We start from the raw sequence: 15,864 nt of genomic DNA, 5'->3' as shown, positions 1-15,864 counted from the left end.
CCTCGGCGCGCAGGCGCTGGGCGTCCTGCTCGGTCGTCTCCATCAGCTCGACGGCCTCGGCCGTGAGCCGCTCGGCCTCGGCGGTCGCCTCGCCGATCAGGGTGTCGGCCTGCTCGGCGGCGTCGGTGCGGCGCTTGTCGGCGGCCTTGCGGGCCTCGTCGAGGACCTGCTCGCCCTCGGCGCGTGCCTCGGCGCGCAGCGCCTCCGCCTGCGCCTCGCCGTCCGCCTTGACCTGCTCGGCCTCGGCGCGCAGGCGCTGGGCGTCCTGCTCGGTCGTCTCCATCAGCTCGACGGCCTCGGCCGTGAGCCGCTCGGCCTCGGCGGTCGCCTCGCCGATGAGGGTGTCGGCCTGCTCGGCGGCGTCGGTGCGGCGCTTGTCGGCGGCCTTGCGGGCCTCGTCGAGGACCTGCTCGCCCTCGGTGCGTGCCTCGGCGCGCAGCGCCTCCGCCTGCGCCTCGCCGTCCGCCTTGACCTGCTCGGCCTCGGCGCGCAGCGCGGCGGCCTCGGCGGTGAGCCGCTCGGCCTCCGCGGTGGCCTCGCCGATGAGGGTGTCGGCCTGCTCGGCGGCGTCCGCGCGGCGCTTGTCGGCGGCCTGACGGGCCTCGTCCAGGGCCCGGTCCGCCTCGGCACCGATCCGGTCGGCCTCGGTCCGCGCCTCGCCGACCGTCGCCTCGGCGCGCTCGGCGGCCTCCGAACGGATCCGGTTGGCGTCGTCCCGGGCGTCGGCGCGCGTGCGGGCCGCGTCCTGCTCCGCCGAGGCGAGCGAGTCCGTCACCTCGGTCCGTACCCGCTGGGCGTACTCGGCGGTGTCCGACCGCAGCTTCTCGGCCTCGGCGAGCGCGTCCGTGACCGTCCGCTCCGCCAGCGCCTTCGCCGCCTCCGACTCCACCTGGGCACGCTCCCGCGTGCGGACGGCGTCCTCGGACGCCCGCTCCCGCTCCTCGTACGCGTCGGCGCGGACCCGGTCCGCCTCCTCCTGCGCCTCGCTCCTCGTCCGCTCGGCCGCGTGCTCGGCGGCACTGCGCAGCCCGGCGACCTCCTCCTCGGCCTGCTCGCGCAGCCCGGCCACCGAGTCCCGCACCTCCTGCGCGGCGCGCGAGGCCGTGGCGACCACCTCGGTCGCCCGGGCGTCCGCCTCCTCGACCAGGCGCTGCGCCTCGGCCTGCGCCTCCTCGACGCGCTTGCGGGCGGCGGCGAGCAGCTCCTCGGACTGCTCGCGGGCGTGCTCGCGCTCCCGTCCGGCCTCGGAGCGGGCCGAATCGAGGGTCTCCTCGGCCTCCCGGCGGCGCCGGACGGCCTCCTCCTGCGCGGCGGCCAGCGCCTCGGCGGCCTCGGCGGCGACCCGCTCGGCGGCCGCGGCGGCCTCGGCCCGCACCCGGTCGGCGGTCTCCTGGGCCTCCGACCTCAGGCGCTCGGCCTCCTCGGCGGCCTCGCCCCGCAGCCGTACGGCGGCGGCCTCGGCCTCGGTGCGCGTGGTGGACGCGTCCGAGGCGGCCTCGGCGCGCAGCCGCTCGGCCTCCTGCTCGGACTGTTCCCCGAGCGCACGGATCCGCTCGGCGGACTCGGTCCGCTGGCGCTCCGCCTCCTCGGCGGCCTCGCGCCGGATCCGCTCGCCCTCGGCACGGGCGTCGCTGAGCTCCTCACCGGCCGCGGCGACCTTCGCCTCGGCGTCCGTGTGCAGCCGGGTCAGCTCGGCGGCGGCCTCCGCGCGGCGGGCCTCGGCGGCCCGCTCGGCGTCCGCCCGCAGCCCGGCGGCGGCCTCCTCGGCCGCGCCCTTCACCGCATCGGCCTGCTCCTCGGCCTCGGCGCGCAGCCGCTCGGCCTCGGCGCGGGTGCGCTCCAGGGTCTCCTCGGCCTGGGTCCGGAGCGTCTGGGCGCGCTCCATCGCCTCCGACTTGACCCGCTCGCTCTCGGCGCCGGCCTTGGTGCGCTGCTCCTCGGCGTCGGTACGGGCCTTGGTGAGGAGCTCCTCGGCGGTCCTGGCCGCCTCCTCGATCTGCTGGAGGGCCTCGCGGCGGGCCTCGCCGCGGATCCGCTCGCCCTCGTCGACGGCCTCGGCGCGCAGCGCCTCGGCCTCGCCGCGCAGTCGGCGGGCCTCCTCCTGGAGCTCGACCGTCTTGGCTCGGTACTCCTTGGTGTCGTCCTTGGCGGAGCCGAGCAGCTCGTCGGCCTGCTCGCCGGCCTCGGCGCGCAGCCGGTCGGCCTCGGTCTCGGCCTCGCGGCGGACCCGCTCGGCCTCCTCGGAGGCCTTGCGGGTGGTCTCCCGGGCGTCCTCGGAGGCCTTGGTGAGGATCTCCTCGGCGCTGCGGGCGGCCTTGGCGAGGGCGGCGGCGGAGTCCTCGGCGGCGGCCGTGACGGCCTTCTCGGAGGCCTCGGTGACGAGCTTCTCGGCCTCGGCGGTGGCCTCGCGGAGCTTCTCCTCGGCCTCGGCCTTGAGGGCCTCGGCCTCCTTCGTGGCCTCGCCGACGAGACGGGCGATCTCCGCCTTGGCGGTGCGGGTGCGCTGCTCGTTGACCGACTCGGCGCCGGCGAGCTGCCTGGCGGCGGACTCCTTGGCCTCGGCGAGGCCCTTCTCGGCCTCGGCGCGGGCGACCCGGAGCCTCTCCTCGGCCTCCTGCATGCGCTGTTCGGCGGCGCGGGAGAGCTCGGTGGCCTGCCGGCGGGCCTGGTCGGTCTCGGCGGCGGTGCTGGAGCGGAGCTGCTCGGCGTGGGCGGTGGCCTCCTGCGCCTGGCTGGAGGCGGCGCCGATGAGCCGCTCGGCGTCCTTGCGGGCGCGCAGCAGAATCGCTTCGGCCTCGGCACGGGCGGACTCCGCCTCGGCGCCGGCCCTGCGGTTGGTCTCCTCGGCGAGACGGGTGGCCTCGGCGCGGGCGGTGGCGAGCGCCTGCTCGGCCTCCGCGCGGGACTCCTCCATCAGGCGGCGGGCCTGGGACTCCGTGCGGGCGCGCAGCTGTTCGGCCCAGGCGACGTTCTCGTTGACGTGCGCCTCGACGGTCTGGCGGCGCTCGTTGAGCTCCTGGTCGAGCTGCTGACGGCGCTGGACGGCCTCGTTGTGCAGTTCAGCCTGGAGCCTGGCCTGGTGCTCGGCGTGCTCCTGGAGGATGCGCTGCGTCTGGGCCCGGGCCTCGCGGAGCTCCCGCTCGGCGTCCTGGCGGAGCTGCTCGGCCTGCGCCTGCGCGTTCCGCAGCATCTGCTCGGCCTGGTAGCCGATGTCCGCGCTGTCGTACGCCGGCCGGGACGCGATGGTGCGCCGTGCCTCGTGGAGCTTGGCGCGCAAGACCTCGACCTGGTAGCCGAGGTCCTCGGCGTGCTGGACGGCCTTCTCGCGTTCGGTCTTCAGCCGGTCCATCTCGGCTTCGAACCTGGCGAGATGGTCGTCTTCAGCTCGGTGGCTCTCCTGGCGTTCGTAGCCCCGCACTGCGCGGTCCCATCCTTCCCCGAGCTCTTCGAGCAGGGGAGACCCCAACCCTGGTCGCAACTCCAACGAGCACGCCCTCAAGGCCGAGGACGGCCCCCGGGGAATCGTGGCAGATCGGACGACCCCGACATCCCGACTGCGATGCCGCACGGGGCGGCCCCGACCGGCCCCGGCCCGGAGTCGCCCACTCTACCGGGCCAGGAATCCGGAGGTCAGTGCTCCGCTGAGGAGTGGTCAGCGGACGGCTCGGCCGAAGTGACCAGTTCCGTGAGGACGCCGTGGCAGTCCTTGGGGTGGAGGAAGGTGATCCGGGAGCCCATGGAGCCGATCCGCGGCTCGTCGTAGAGGACCCGGACGCCCTTGCCGCGGATGGCCTCGGCGTCCCCGTCGACGTCCGCGGTGCCGAAGGCGATGTGGTGCACGCCCTCGCCGTTCTTGGCGAGCCACTTGCCCACCGCGGAGTCCTCCCGGGTCGGTTCCAGGAGCTGGAGGTACGAGGCCCCGCCGTCGTCGGTGGCGTTGATCCGGAGCATGGCCTCGCGGACGCCCTGCTCCTCGTTGACCTCGGAGTGGTAGACCTCGAAACCGTACGTGGCACGGTAGAACTCGACGGTCCTGTCCAGGTCGAAACAGGCGATCCCGATGTGGTCGATACGCGTCAGCATGCCTCCAGTGCACCGCCGGAAGGATGGTTACGCAACGTGCGCGCGATCACACCATCCGGCCGGTGACCGCGTGCGGCGCCGCTCAGTACATTGGCGGTAAACCCTCGTTCACTTCTCATCCCTAGGGGCCGTGCCTCATGTCTGGAACGACCGGTACCACCTCAGTGATCGTCGCGGGCGCCCGCACGCCCATGGGGCGCCTGCTCGGCTCGCTCAAGTCCTTCTCGGGCGCCGACCTCGGCGGCTTCGCCATCAAGGCGGCCCTGGACCGGGCCGGCATCGGCGGCGACCAGGTGCAGTACGTGATCATGGGCCAGGTGCTCCAGGCGGGCGCCGGGCAGATCCCCGCCCGTCAGGCCGCCATCAAGGCGGGCATCCCGATGAACGTCCCCGCGCTCACCGTCAACAAGGTCTGTCTCTCGGGCCTCGACGCCATCGCGCTCGCCGACCAGCTGATCCGCGCCGGCGAGTTCGACGTGGTCGTCGCCGGCGGCCAGGAGTCCATGACGAACGCCCCGCACCTGCTGCCGAAGTCCCGCGACGGCTTCAAGTACGGCGCCGTCGAGATGCTCGACGCGATGGCGTACGACGGTCTCACCGACTCCATCGAGGGCATCGCCATGGGCGAGTCCACGGAGAAGCACAACACCCGCCTGGGCATCCGCCGCCCCGAGCAGGACGAGATCGCCGCCCTCTCGCACCAGCGCGCGGCCGCCGCCCAGAAGAACGGCCTCTTCGAGGCCGAGATCACCCCGGTCGAGATCCCGCAGCGCAAGGGCGACCCGGTGATCTTCTCGAAGGACGAGGGGATCCGCGCGGAGACCACCGCCGAGTCCCTCGGCAAGCTCCGCCCGGCCTTCGCCAAGGACGGCACCATCACCGCCGGCACCTCCTCGCAGATCTCCGACGGCGCCGCCGCCGTGGTCGTGATGAGCAAGGCGAAGGCGGAGGAGCTCGGCCTGGAGTGGATCGCCGAGATCGGCGCCCACGGCAACGTCGCGGGACCGGACAACTCGCTCCAGTCGCAGCCCTCGAACGCGATCCTGCACGCCCTCGGCAAGGAGGGCCTGGGCGTCGAGGACCTCGACCTGATCGAGATCAACGAGGCCTTCGCCGCGGTCGCCGTCCAGTCAATGAAAGACCTCGGTGTTACCCCCGAGAAGGTGAACGTCAACGGCGGCGCGATCGCCCTCGGCCACCCCATCGGCATGTCCGGCGCCCGTGTCGTGCTCCACCTCGCCCTGGAGCTCAAGCGGCGCGGCGGCGGCATCGGCGCGGCGGCCCTGTGCGGCGGCGGCGGCCAGGGCGACGCGCTGATCGTGCGCGTCCCCGGCAACGGCAAGTAAGCACCCGCCCCAGGCAAGGAGCAGCGCAGATGGTGGACGTCCCCGAACTCGTCGCTCAGGCACGGGAGGGCCGGCCGCGGGCCGTGGCCCGGCTGATCTCGCTGGTGGAGGGGGCGTCCCCGCAGCTGCGCGAGGTCATGGCGGCGCTCGCGCCGCTCACCGGGGGCGCGTACGTGGTGGGCCTGACGGGCTCGCCGGGCGTGGGCAAGTCCACGTCGACGTCCGCGCTGGTCTCCGCGTACCGCAGGGCCGGGAAGCGGGTCGGCGTCCTCGCCGTCGACCCGTCCTCGCCGTTCAGCGGGGGAGCGCTCCTCGGCGACCGGATCCGGATGTCGGACCACGCCTCCGACCCGGGCGTCTACATCCGCTCCATGGCCACCCGCGGCCATCTGGGCGGGCTCGCCTGGTCCGCCCCGCAGGCCATCCGCGTCCTCGACGCGGCGGGCTGCGAGGTGATCCTGGTGGAGACGGTCGGCGTCGGGCAGTCGGAGGTCGAGATCGCCTCGCAGGCCGACACCTCGGTGGTGCTCCTGGCGCCGGGCATGGGCGACGGGATCCAGGCCGCGAAGGCGGGCATCCTGGAGATCGGCGACCTGTACGTGGTGAACAAGGCCGACCGGGACGGCGCGGACGCCACCGCCCGGGAGCTCAACCACATGCTGGGTCTGGGCGAGGCGCGGGGCCCCGGCGACTGGCGGCCGCCGATCGTGAAGACGGTCGCGGCGCGCGGCGAGGGCATCGACGAGGTCGTGGAGGCCCTGGAGAAGCACCGGGCGTGGATGGAGGAGCACGGGGTCCTGGCGGAGCGCCGCCGCACCCGCGCGGCCCGCGAGGTGGAGACCATCGCGGTGACGGCCCTGCGCGAGCGCATCGGCGACCTGCGCGGCGACCGGCGTCTTGACGCGCTCGCCGAGCGGATCACGGCGGGCGCTCTCGATCCGTACGCCGCCGCCGACGAGCTGGTCGCGAGCCTGACCGGAAACTGATCCCCGGGACGCGCGAAGGGCCCCTCCGGAGACCGGAGGGGCCCTTCGCGTTCTCTGTCAGGTCACGGCTTGCCGCGGCGGCCGCGGAGCTTCTCGGCGATCGGCTTGAGCGACTCGTGGAGGTCGCCGAGGGCCTCGCCGCTGAGCTGGTCGATGAAGTGGGTGCGGACCGACTCGACGTGGTGCGGGGCGACCTTGCGCATGGTCTCCATGCCGTCGTCCGTCAGCACGGCGTACAGCCCGCGCCGGTCGGACTCGCAGTTCTCGCGGCGTACGAGACCGGCGTTCTCCATGCGGGTGATCTGGTGGGAGAGCCGGCTCTTCGACTGGAGGGTGGCGGCGGCGAGGTCGCTCATGCGCAGCCGCCGCTCCGGCGACTCCGAGAGGTTCACCAGGATCTCGTAGTCGTTCATCGTCAGGCCGAAGGGCTGGAGGTCGCGCTCCAGCTGGTACGTCAGCATTCTCTGGACGTCCAGGAACGTGCGCCAGGCGCACTGCTCGCCGTCGGTGAGCCAGGGGGTGGCCGTCTCGGTGTCCATGTATGGATTCTACCTAAGAAGTTGAATACTTGACGAAGTCCGGGAGTGTGACGCCGCGCACCGCGCCGGGCGCCCCCGTGCGCAACCGGCTCAGGCGTTCGATGCCGTCACACTCCGCAGAGTACCGGCTACAGGCCGAAGCGACGCTGGAGGTCACCGAGCTGGCCGGGAAGGCGCGGTACCGCGCCCAGCGGCCCCTGGCCGGAACCAGGCGCCCCGTGCCCGCCCGGAACGCCCGCCTGCGCCGGCGGCGCACCGGCCGCCCGCTCCGCCATCAGCAGCTCCGTCGACTGGAGGAGCACCGTACCCGCGCCCACGAACTCGAACTGGTGCTCCTCGCCCGAGGTGCCGCCGATGCCCGTCAGCGCGCGGACGCCGCCCATGACGCCCGTCATGTAGCCGTGGTCGTAGTGGTGGCAGGGCGACGGGCAGTCCGCCCACCCGACCAGCGCCTGCGGGTCCACCCGCATCGGCGGCTCCATGAAGACCACCGGACCGTTCGACGCCGCCACGAACTTGCCCGTCCCGATCAGCGTCACGAAGCCCGGCACGATCGACTGCTTCAGCGCCAGCGTCGGCTGGTAGGCCAGCAGGTTCCCCGAGCGGATCGTCAGATTGCCCTCGTCCAGGTCGTACGAGTTCACGTCGAAGGCCCGGTCCGCGAGCAGCATCTTCCCGCTGCCCTCGGCCACCACCCAGTCGCTCGCGTGCAGCGGCGAGTGGAAGGACGTCCGCACCAGCCGGTCCAGCCGGCCGTGCCCGATGCCGTTGAACTCGATCCGCCCGTAGTAGGCGATCATCTTCCCCTTCTGGAGGAACCACTGGGAGCCCTTGAGCTCCACGCAGAAGGTGTACGGATTGACGTTGTCGTCCGACGGCAGGGACTGCGGGTCGTGGATGACAGGGGTGCTCACAGCTTCTCCTCCGAGGCCTGGACGTACACCGCGCCGCTGCCGCTCAGCTCCAGCTGGAAGGCCTCGCCGGAGCCGCGCCCCACCATGTCGCGCCAGCCGAGCGCCGTGGAGAGCTTGTTCCGCACGTCGCCGTGGTGCGCCACGTACGCCTGCGGGTCCACGTGGACCGGGCGCCCCGGGGTGATCGGCAGCTCGATGACCCCGCCGTGCGCCATCACGGCCACCGCGCCGTGGCCCTTCAGGGTCGTGGTGAAGAGGCCCTGACCGGTCACCTGGCCGCGGACCATGCCCATGACCCCGCCCTGCGACCCCATGAACATCGTGCCCTGCTCCAGGGTCCCGTCGAAGGCGAGCAGCCGGTCGGCCTCGACGTACAGGGTGTCGCCCGTCAGCGCGATCACCTGGATGTGGTGGCCGCCGTGCCCGAACATCACCGTGCCGTTGCCCTCGACGGTCATCAGCGGCGTCGCCTCGCCGGCCACCCGGCGGCCGATCATCGACATGAGGCCGCCCTGGCCGCCCGCCATGTTCGGCGTGAAACTGACGTCGCCGCGGTACGCGAGCATCGCGCCGCGCTGGCTGAACATCCGCTGCCCGGGGACGACGGTCGCCTCGACCATCTTGGAGTTGATCTCGCGGAACGGCACTAGACGTCCCCTCCGATCGTGTTGCGCTCGCTCGGCTGGACGTACACGAGGCCGTCGCCCTCGAAGCGGATCTGGAAGGCCTCGCCGCCCCCCTCGCCCATCAGGGTGCGGAAGGTCACCCCGGACTGGAAGTGCTGCTGGAGGTTGCCCTGGTGGGCGATGTACGCGCCGGGGTCGACCTGGAGCGGATACTGCGGGGTCACCCGCAGCACCACCGCAGGGCCGTCCGACATGATCGCCGCCTGGCCCGTGCCCTCGACGGTCGTCGTGAAGAGACCGTTGCCGGTGGCGCCGCCGCGCAGCCCCGTGAAGGTGGTGCCGGTGCGCAGCCCCGCGTCGGTGCAGAGCAGATTGCTCGCCTCGACCCAGAGCTTGTCGCCGTGCAGCGAGACGAGGTTGATCTCGGAGGCCCGGTCGGCGAACCAGCAGGTCCCCTGGCCGCGCACCTCCATCACCTCCATCTGCTCACCCGTGAGCCGGCGGGTCACCATGCCGCGCAGGCCCTCACCGCCGCCGCTCATCTTCTTGAACGCCATCTGGCCGTCGTAGGCGACCATCGAGCCGTTCTTCGCCTTGACGGCGTCGCCGGTCATGGAGACGGCGAGCACCTTGCTGCCTTGGAGTCGGAACGTTGCCACCCGAGGAAGGTACTGGGCCCCCGGCTAAAGAGACAGCAAAGTCGCCGTGCACAATGGACGGGCCCTTGTGCATCCGTTCACAAGATCGAACGAAGGTGACCCCCTCCGTGGACATCAAGACCGCTTCCTCCCTCCACCGGCTCCGGCTCGTCTCCGCGCCGGAGGCCGTCTCGTTCCTGCTCCTGCTGGTCTGCTCGGTGCTCAAGCGGACGACGGAGTTCAACGCGGTGCCCGTCATGGGCGCGGTCCACGGCATCCTCTTCGTCCTGTACGTCCTCTTCTGGCTGGACGCCTGGAACCGCACCCGGTGGAGCTTCGGGAAGGCCGCCCTCTACTTCGTCCTCTCGGTGCTGCCCTTCGGCGGCTTCTACGCCGAGCGGAAGCTGAAGCGCGAGGCGCAGGACGCGGTGATCGCCTCCCGCGCCCGTGCCGAGCGGGCCCAGGGCGCGGTGAAGGCATGATCGTCGCGTTCTCCGTGACCCCCCTGGGCGTGGGGGAGGAGGTCGGCGCCTACGTCGCCGACGCCGTCCGGGTCGTCCGCGAGTCCGGGCTCCCGAACCGTACCGACGCCATGTTCACCTCGATCGAGGGGGAGTGGGACGAGGTCATGGACGTCGTGAAGCGGGCCGTCGCCGCCGTCGAGGCCCGCGCGCCGCGCGTCTCGGTGGTCCTGAAGGCCGACATCCGGCCGGGTGTGACGGACGGTCTGACCTCGAAGGTCGAGACGGTGGAGCGTCACCTGGGGGCGTGATCCCCGGCGTGACGGTGGAGCGTCATCCCCGGCGTGACGGTGGAGCGTCCACCTCGCGGCCTGATCCCCGACGCCGCACTGAGGAGCCCCCGGTCCTGGACCCAGGACCGGGGGCTCCTCAGTGCCCATCGGTTGAGCGACTGCTCAAAATCGGCTACGTTCCCTCCCGAGGCAGTTTTGAGCAGTCGCTCAAAATGCTGGAGGAGCCGGGGGAACAGCCATGGGTCTCTACATCGAGACACGGATACGCACGGACCTGGAGACCCTCTGGGAACGCACCCAGGAGCCCGACCGTCACCAGCGGTGGGACCTGCGGTTCACGGAGATCTCCCCGCTCCCGCACACCGAGGGCGAGCCCCGGCACTTCCGCTACGCGACCCGCGTCCTGCCCTTCCTGACCGTCGCCGGCACCGGTGTCTCCGCGGGGGAGCGCCACCGGGCCGGCGGCGACCGGGTCTCCGCCCTGCGCTTCGCCTCGCCGCACCCGCTCTCGCTCCTCGCCGAGGGCAGCGGCTACTGGCGCTACCTCCCCACCCCCGACGGCGTCCGCTTCCTCACCGGCTACGACTACCGGCCCCGCTGGGGCCGCGCGGGCCGCACCGCCGACCGGCTCCTCCTCCGGCCCCTCATGGGCTGGGCCACCGCCTGGTCCTTCGACCGGCTGCGGCTCTGGTGCGAGCGGGACATCACCCCCGAGCGCTCCCGCGACCGCTGGCTCCTCGAAGCCGCCGCCCGGATCCTGCTCGTGGCCGTGCCCTGGCTCGCCACCCTGCTGCCCCTCGGGCTCGTGTCCCTCCTGGCCCTCCCGCTCACCGTCCTCGGACTCGCCGCCGCCGTCCTCGTACCGCCGTCCTCACGCGCCCCCGCGGCCCGGCGCTGTCTGCGCACCCCGCCCGCCCGCCACCGCGAGCCCCGGCTCCTCGCCACCCTGGAGCGGTCATGACCTCGATCTTCCGCACCGCCATGGGGGACGCCGCCTTCGAGCGGCTGCACCCCGAGCTCCAGCGGCGTTTCTCGGTCGGGCTCGCGAGCGGCGAGCTGTGCGTCGGACGCGGCGTCATGGACCGCGTCTGGCACGGCCGGGCCTTCGTGAAGCCCTTCCTCGCCCTCGGCGGGCTGCGGAACATCCTGCTGCCCCGCACCGGCCGCGACGTCCCCTTCACCATCGAGAACGTCCCCTACCTCGACTCGTACGGGCGGGAGACCGTCACCTTCGTCCGCACCTTCGCCCTGCCCGGCGGCCCCCGGCGCTTCGACGCCACCATGGTCCACAGCCCCGAGCGCGACTGCGTCCTCGACTACCTCGGCACCCACCAGCACCTCGCGAGCGACCTCCACCCCACCGCCCAGGCCGACGGCTCGCTGCTCATCACCTCCGGCGAACACCGCTTCCGCGAGGGCCCGCTCGACGTGCGCGTCCCCGAACTGCTCGGCGCCCGGGCCGAGGTGCGCGAGTCCTTCGACGAGCGCACCGGCCGCTTCCACATCGACGTCCGGGTGGTCAACCGCTACGCCGGGCCCCTCTTCGGCTACCGGGGGTCCTTCACCGCCACCTACGCCGACGTACGCTCCCACGGGGTGCGCGCCGGGCTGCGCCCCGTGCGCGAGGAGGTACGGGCATGAGCGGGCGGGCCGCGGCGGACGCGAAGGGACGGGACGCCAGGAGCCGGGAGACCCGGGAGAAGCTCCTCGACGGCGCCCTGCGCACCCTCGTCGAACAGGGCATCGCCAAGACCTCCGCGCGCGCGATCGCGACCACCGCGGGGGTCAACCAGGCGCTCGTCTTCTACCACTTCGGCTCCGTCGACGAACTGCTCTCCGCCGCCTGCCGGCACGGCGCCGAGCGCCGGGTGGCCCGCCACCGCGAGCGGCTCGGCGCCGTCACCAGCCTCTCCGAACTCCTCGCCTTCGGGCGCGAGATGCACGCTGAGGAGCGGGACGCCGGCCATGTCGCCGTCCTCGGGCAGCTGCTCGCGGGCGCCCAGACCCACCCCGGGCTCGCCCCGGCCACCGCCGCCGGGCTCGACCTGTGGATCGCCGAGATCGAGCGGGTGCTCGTCCGCGTCCTCGCCGGGACGCCGCTCGCCGGCTTCACCGACCCCGCGGGCCTCGCCCGCGCGGTCGCGGCCTCCTTCGTCGGGCTCGAACTCTACGAGGGCGTCGACCCGGCGGGCGCGGAGGCGGCGCTCACCGCGCTCGAACAGCTCGGCGCGCTGATCGCGGCGGTGGAGGAACTGAACCCGGTGGCGCGCAAGGCCGTCACGTACACGCTGCGGCGGCGGCTGGACGCGTGACCGGTCCCCCCGGGGCGAGGGGCCGAGGCCGGGCGGCTCACGGTCACCCCGGGTCCGGCTGCGACAGCGCGATGCCCAGCGGGGTCCGCTCGTACAGCACCTGGTGGCCGTAGCGCCGAGAGGTCAGCAGCCCGGCGTCCCGCAGCACCGCCAGGTGCGCCGAGACGGACGAGGGCGCCCGGCCCAGGAGGTGCGCCAGGGCCGTGGTCCCCGTCGGCTCGGCCAGGGCGCACAGCACGCCCGCCCGCACCGGGCCGAGCAGCCGGGCCAGCGCCTCCGGGGTGCGGTCCCCGGCCTCCGACCACAGGCCGCCGATCCCGCGCGCCGGGTAGACCACCGTCGGCTGCCAGGGCGGATCGAAGCCGCTCACCACGTCGGGCCAGGTGAACACCGACGGCATCAGCACCAGTCCCTGCCCCGCCAGCGGCCGGATGTGCTCACCGGCGTAGTCCACGGTGAGCGTCGAGGTCCCCGCGTCCCAGGCGAAGGTCGGGTGCAGCTCGCCCAGGAGGCGTTCGAGCCCGCCCTCCGCGAGCCGGCGCGAGTGGTACGCCACGTCCGCCTCCAGGAGCGCGCGCAGCCGGGGCCAGTCCGGGGCGATCAGCGCCTCCCAGGCGGCCCGGAGCAGCGCGGCCAGCCGCTCCACCGCCCCCGCCGGATCGGCGAGCATCCGGCGCCCCTCGGCGGTGTCCGCCGCCCCCGGCGTCTCGGCGAGCGCCCGCGCGAAGTCGTCCAGGGCCAGCGCCGGATCGGTCTCCCGCACGGCCCGGATCTCCTCCTCGACGGTGGCGGCGGGTCCGAGCGGCGGCGGATAGAGGAAGTCCGGGCTGTGCCCGCGCAGCGGCATCAGCAGTTGGAGGGGCGCGAGGTCGACCTCACGGGCGGCGTCGGCGATCCGCCGCATCCACGGCAGGTGGTACCCCTGCTTGGACGGCCGCGCGAGCACCCGCACGGCGGAGTGCGTCTCCCAGAGCGGCGAGATCGCGAACCGGATCCGCAGGGGGTCGGCCTCGCCGAAGTGCAGGTGGTACGGCACGGGCGTCCTCCGGTACGGAACATTCGCCTGGAGCCGAAAGTCTAGGGCCCGGCCGCCGCGCCGGGCACGCTGCCGCCATGCCCGAGAACGACACCCGGACGCCCTCCCGAGCGCCCGCGCCCACCCCTCCCCACGGCCCGGACGACCCGCCGGTCACCGCCCCCGCCGCCCCGGGCGCGACGCCGGAGCCGCTGCCGACGGGACCCGCGGCGACGGGCCCGGTGCCGCCGGATCCCGGGCCGCCCGGGGCCGCGACACCCGCACCCTCACCGTCCACGCCCGCGTCCACCGGGACGGCGCCCCCCGCCTCCGCCGTCGTGCCCACCAGGGCCGCTCTCCCCGCCCCCGTTCCCGCCGCCGCGTCCACCGGGACCGCGTCCCCCGCCCCCGCCTCCGCCGCCGCGCCCCCCGCCCCCGGCTACCGCGCCGTCTTCGCCGTGCGGGAGTTCCGGGTCGTCTTCGTGGCACACCTCTTCTCGCTGCTCGGGGTCGTCGTCAGCGAGCTCGCGCTCACCGTCCTCGTCTACGACCTGACCCGCTCCCCGCTCCTCTCCTCCCTCACCTTCGCGCTCGGGTTCCTCCCCTACCTCCTCGGCGGCACCCTCCTCGCCGGGCTCACCGACCGGCTGCCGCCCCGGCGGATCCTCGTCGTCTGCGACCTCGTCTGCGCCGGCTGCGTCGCCCTCATGGTCGTGCCCGCCACCCCCGTCGCCGTCCTGCTCGTCCTGCGCTGCGCCATCGCCGTCGTCTCGCCCGTCTTCAACGGCACCCGCATGGCGACCCTCGCCGACATCCTCGGCGAGGGCGACCTCTTCGTCCTCGGACGCTCGCTGCTGCGGATCGTGTCGCAGAGCGCGCTGCTCACCGGATTCGCCGCCGGCGGCGTCCTCCTCACCCTCGTCCCCCCGCGCGGCGCCCTCGCCGTCACCGCCACCACCTTCCTCGTCTCCGCGCTGCTGCTGCGTCTCGGGACCGCGCGCCGTCCCGCCCGGGCGGGTGCCGGGACCGGCGGGCTCTCCGGGACCTGGGCGGTGCTGCGGAACCGCCGGGTGCGGGCCCTGATGCTGATGTTCTGGGTCCCGCCGCTCTTCGCCGTCGTCCCCGAGGCGCTCGCCGCGCCCTACGCCGACGAGATCGGCGTCTCCACCGCCGCCCTCGGCCTCCTGATGTGCGCCCTGCCCGTCGGCACCATCGCGGGCGAGCTCTTCGCCGGATCGTTCCTGTCCGCCGCCGCCCGCGCCCGGATCGTGCTGCCGCTCGCCGTCACCGGCGTCCTGCCGTACCTCCTGTACGCCCCCCGGCCCGGCGTCTCCCTCGCGGCCGTCGCCCTCTTCCTGGCCGGAGCCACCGGCGCGTACACCCTCGGCCTCGACGCCTGGTTCGTCGCCGCCGTCCCCGAGGAGCAGCGGGGGAGGGCCATGACCCTGATGACGGCGGGCATGATGACCGTCCAGGGCGTCGGCATGGCCGGGGCGGGGATCGCCGCCGAGTTCGCCCCCGTCCACACCGTCGTGGCCGGGACCGGGGTCCTCGGCACCCTCTGCCTCCTCGCCGCCGCGGCCGAGCTGCGGGCGACCGCGCCGCGACCGAAAGGCGAGACGGGGCTGACCGGCATATGACCAGTCGGTATGGTCGACGGGTGCCGAAGCCGCTCAGTCTCCCCTTCGACCCCATCGCCCGAGCCGACGAACTGTGGCAGAAGCGCTGGGGCCCGGTCCCCTCGATGGCCGCGATCACCTCGATCATGCGCGCCCACCAGATCCTCCTCGCGGAGGTCGACGCGGTCGTCAAGCCGTACGGGCTGACCTTCGCGCGGTACGAGGCACTGGTCCTGCTCACCTTCTCGAAGGCGGGCGAGCTGCCGATGTCCAAGATCGGCGAGCGGCTGATGGTCCACCCCACCTCGGTGACGAACACGGTGGACCGCCTGGTGAGGTCGGGCCTGGTGGCCAAGCGGCCCAACCCCAACGACGGGCGCGGCACCCTCGCCTCCATCACGGAGAAGGGCCGCGAGGTGGTCGAGGCGGCGACCCGCGACCTGATGGGGATGGAGTTCGGCCTCGGCGCCTACGACGCCGAGGAGTGCGCGGAGATCTTCGCGATGCTGCGCCCGCTGCGGGTGTCCGCGCACGACTTCGACGAGGGCTGAGCACGCCTTCTACGAGGGCTGAGCACGACTTCCGCGAGGGCTGAACCGGAAGCGGAACCCCCGCGAAGATCGCCCGGAACGTGCCGTTACGCTCGGAGCCATGAAATCCAGCGTGCTGACCCGCTACCGCGTCATGGCGTACGTGACCGCCGTCATGCTGCTCGTGCTGTGCACCTGCATGGTCTTCAAGTACGGCTTCCAGATGGGCGAGGACGTGACCTTCGCGGTCTCCCAGGCCCACGGCGTCCTCTACATCATCTACCTGGTCTTCGCCTTCGACCTGGGCTCCAAGGCCAAGTGGCCCTTCGGCCGGCTCCTCTGGGTGCTGCTGTCCGGGACCATTCCCTTCGCCGCCTTCTTCGTCGAGCGCAAGGTCGTCCGCGACACGCTTCCGCTGGTCAGCGGTGTGCGCCCGGAGCCGGTCAAGGCCTGAGGACTCGCCCCCGCACGGATGTGCGGGGGTTTCCCATCGACATTTACT

The 15,864-nt window shown here is 73.5% G+C and carries 17 protein-coding genes; 10 read left to right on the top strand and 7 right to left on the bottom strand.

The features are described 5' to 3' along the window. Together scy and mce are read right to left on the bottom strand one after the other, a co-directional pair. Positions 1-3,418: polarized growth protein Scy (gene scy, locus ACFYXU_RS01490; protein ID WP_389456182.1), on the bottom strand; the 3,418-nt coding region annotated here is incomplete at its 3' end. Positions 3,419-3,630: 212 nt separating this feature from the next. Further along, the gene (gene mce, locus ACFYXU_RS01485; RefSeq protein ID WP_376513867.1) at positions 3,631-4,083 is read right to left on the bottom strand and encodes a methylmalonyl-CoA epimerase; all 453 of its coding nucleotides are present in this window, start codon (positions 4,081-4,083) and stop codon (positions 3,631-3,633) included. A 137-nt stretch (positions 4,084-4,220) separates the two neighbouring features. Here mce and ACFYXU_RS01480 point away from each other — a divergent pair, with 137 nt between their 5' ends. Together ACFYXU_RS01480 and meaB are read left to right on the top strand one after the other, a co-directional pair. Continuing rightward, positions 4,221-5,429 (top strand): acetyl-CoA C-acetyltransferase, encoded by a 1,209-nt coding sequence (locus ACFYXU_RS01480; protein ID WP_329850014.1) that lies wholly within the window; start codon positions 4,221-4,223, stop codon positions 5,427-5,429. A gap of 29 nt (positions 5,430-5,458) precedes the next feature. Then, positions 5,459-6,415, top strand: coding sequence for a methylmalonyl Co-A mutase-associated GTPase MeaB (meaB, locus tag ACFYXU_RS01475; RefSeq protein ID WP_329850013.1), 957 nt, complete (start codon positions 5,459-5,461; stop codon positions 6,413-6,415). A gap of 62 nt (positions 6,416-6,477) precedes the next feature. Here the strand turns inward: meaB and ACFYXU_RS01470 are convergent, their stop codons facing one another. The 4 genes from ACFYXU_RS01470 to ACFYXU_RS01455 form a co-directional block, all read right to left on the bottom strand. Continuing rightward, positions 6,478-6,954: a MarR family transcriptional regulator gene (locus tag ACFYXU_RS01470; RefSeq protein WP_329850011.1), complete on the bottom strand. Its 477-nt coding sequence runs from the start codon at positions 6,952-6,954 to the stop codon at positions 6,478-6,480. A gap of 128 nt (positions 6,955-7,082) precedes the next feature. Further along, positions 7,083-7,868 (bottom strand): AIM24 family protein, encoded by a 786-nt coding sequence (locus tag ACFYXU_RS01465; RefSeq protein WP_376513869.1) that lies wholly within the window; start codon positions 7,866-7,868, stop codon positions 7,083-7,085. Continuing rightward, positions 7,865-8,515, bottom strand: coding sequence for an AIM24 family protein (locus ACFYXU_RS01460; RefSeq protein ID WP_376513871.1), 651 nt, complete (start codon positions 8,513-8,515; stop codon positions 7,865-7,867). Before ACFYXU_RS01460 ends, ACFYXU_RS01465 begins: the two co-directional genes overlap by 4 nt. Further along, complete coding sequence (locus ACFYXU_RS01455; protein ID WP_041662875.1) at positions 8,515-9,153, bottom strand: AIM24 family protein; 639 nt, start codon at positions 9,151-9,153, stop codon at positions 8,515-8,517. The genes ACFYXU_RS01460 and ACFYXU_RS01455 overlap by 1 nt, the downstream gene beginning before the upstream one ends. 107 nt (positions 9,154-9,260) lie before the next feature. On the opposite strand from ACFYXU_RS01455, the gene ACFYXU_RS01450 reads away from it, so the two are divergent. The 5 genes from ACFYXU_RS01450 to ACFYXU_RS01430 all read left to right on the top strand — a co-directional run bounded on the left by ACFYXU_RS01450 (position 9,261) and on the right by ACFYXU_RS01430 (position 12,198). Further along, positions 9,261-9,614, top strand: a complete 354-nt coding sequence (locus tag ACFYXU_RS01450; RefSeq protein ID WP_329850006.1) for a DUF3817 domain-containing protein — start codon at positions 9,261-9,263, stop codon at positions 9,612-9,614. Further along, positions 9,611-9,904, top strand: coding sequence for an MTH1187 family thiamine-binding protein (locus tag ACFYXU_RS01445; protein WP_046909184.1), 294 nt, complete (start codon positions 9,611-9,613; stop codon positions 9,902-9,904). Before ACFYXU_RS01450 ends, ACFYXU_RS01445 begins: the two co-directional genes overlap by 4 nt. A gap of 220 nt (positions 9,905-10,124) precedes the next feature. Then, on the top strand, positions 10,125-10,847 hold the full coding sequence (locus ACFYXU_RS01440) for a hypothetical protein (RefSeq protein ID WP_376513875.1): 723 nt from the start codon (positions 10,125-10,127) through the stop codon (positions 10,845-10,847). Then, entirely contained in the window at positions 10,844-11,527 is a 684-nt protein-coding gene (locus ACFYXU_RS01435) for a DUF4166 domain-containing protein (RefSeq protein ID WP_376513877.1), read from the top strand. The genes ACFYXU_RS01440 and ACFYXU_RS01435 overlap by 4 nt, the downstream gene beginning before the upstream one ends. Beyond that, positions 11,524-12,198 (top strand): TetR/AcrR family transcriptional regulator, encoded by a 675-nt coding sequence (locus tag ACFYXU_RS01430; protein WP_376513879.1) that lies wholly within the window; start codon positions 11,524-11,526, stop codon positions 12,196-12,198. Before ACFYXU_RS01435 ends, ACFYXU_RS01430 begins: the two co-directional genes overlap by 4 nt. A 43-nt stretch (positions 12,199-12,241) precedes the next feature. On the opposite strand, the gene ACFYXU_RS01425 is transcribed toward ACFYXU_RS01430, so the two are convergent. Beyond that, the gene (locus tag ACFYXU_RS01425; RefSeq protein WP_389408066.1) at positions 12,242-13,234 is read right to left on the bottom strand and encodes a DUF5937 family protein; all 993 of its coding nucleotides are present in this window, start codon (positions 13,232-13,234) and stop codon (positions 12,242-12,244) included. Positions 13,235-13,311: 77 nt separating this feature from the next. On the opposite strand from ACFYXU_RS01425, the gene ACFYXU_RS01420 reads away from it, so the two are divergent. The 3 genes from ACFYXU_RS01420 (at position 13,312) to ACFYXU_RS01410 (ending at position 15,816) form a co-directional block, all read left to right on the top strand. After that, positions 13,312-14,853, top strand: a complete 1,542-nt coding sequence (locus ACFYXU_RS01420) for an MFS transporter (RefSeq protein ID WP_389456178.1) — start codon at positions 13,312-13,314, stop codon at positions 14,851-14,853. A 20-nt stretch (positions 14,854-14,873) separates the two neighbouring features. Then, on the top strand, positions 14,874-15,383 hold the full coding sequence (locus ACFYXU_RS01415) for a MarR family transcriptional regulator (protein WP_329849996.1): 510 nt from the start codon (positions 14,874-14,876) through the stop codon (positions 15,381-15,383). A gap of 100 nt (positions 15,384-15,483) precedes the next feature. Further along, positions 15,484-15,816, top strand: coding sequence for a DUF3817 domain-containing protein (locus ACFYXU_RS01410; protein ID WP_329849995.1), 333 nt, complete (start codon positions 15,484-15,486; stop codon positions 15,814-15,816). Positions 15,817-15,864: the final 48 nt, after the last annotated feature.

This window comes from Streptomyces sp. NPDC002232 (assembly GCF_042890295.1).
Classification (GTDB): Bacteria; Actinomycetota; Actinomycetes; order Streptomycetales; family Streptomycetaceae; genus Streptomyces.
Note: the sequence above shows the minus strand (reverse complement) of the source record. Positions and strands in the feature narration are given on the sequence as shown.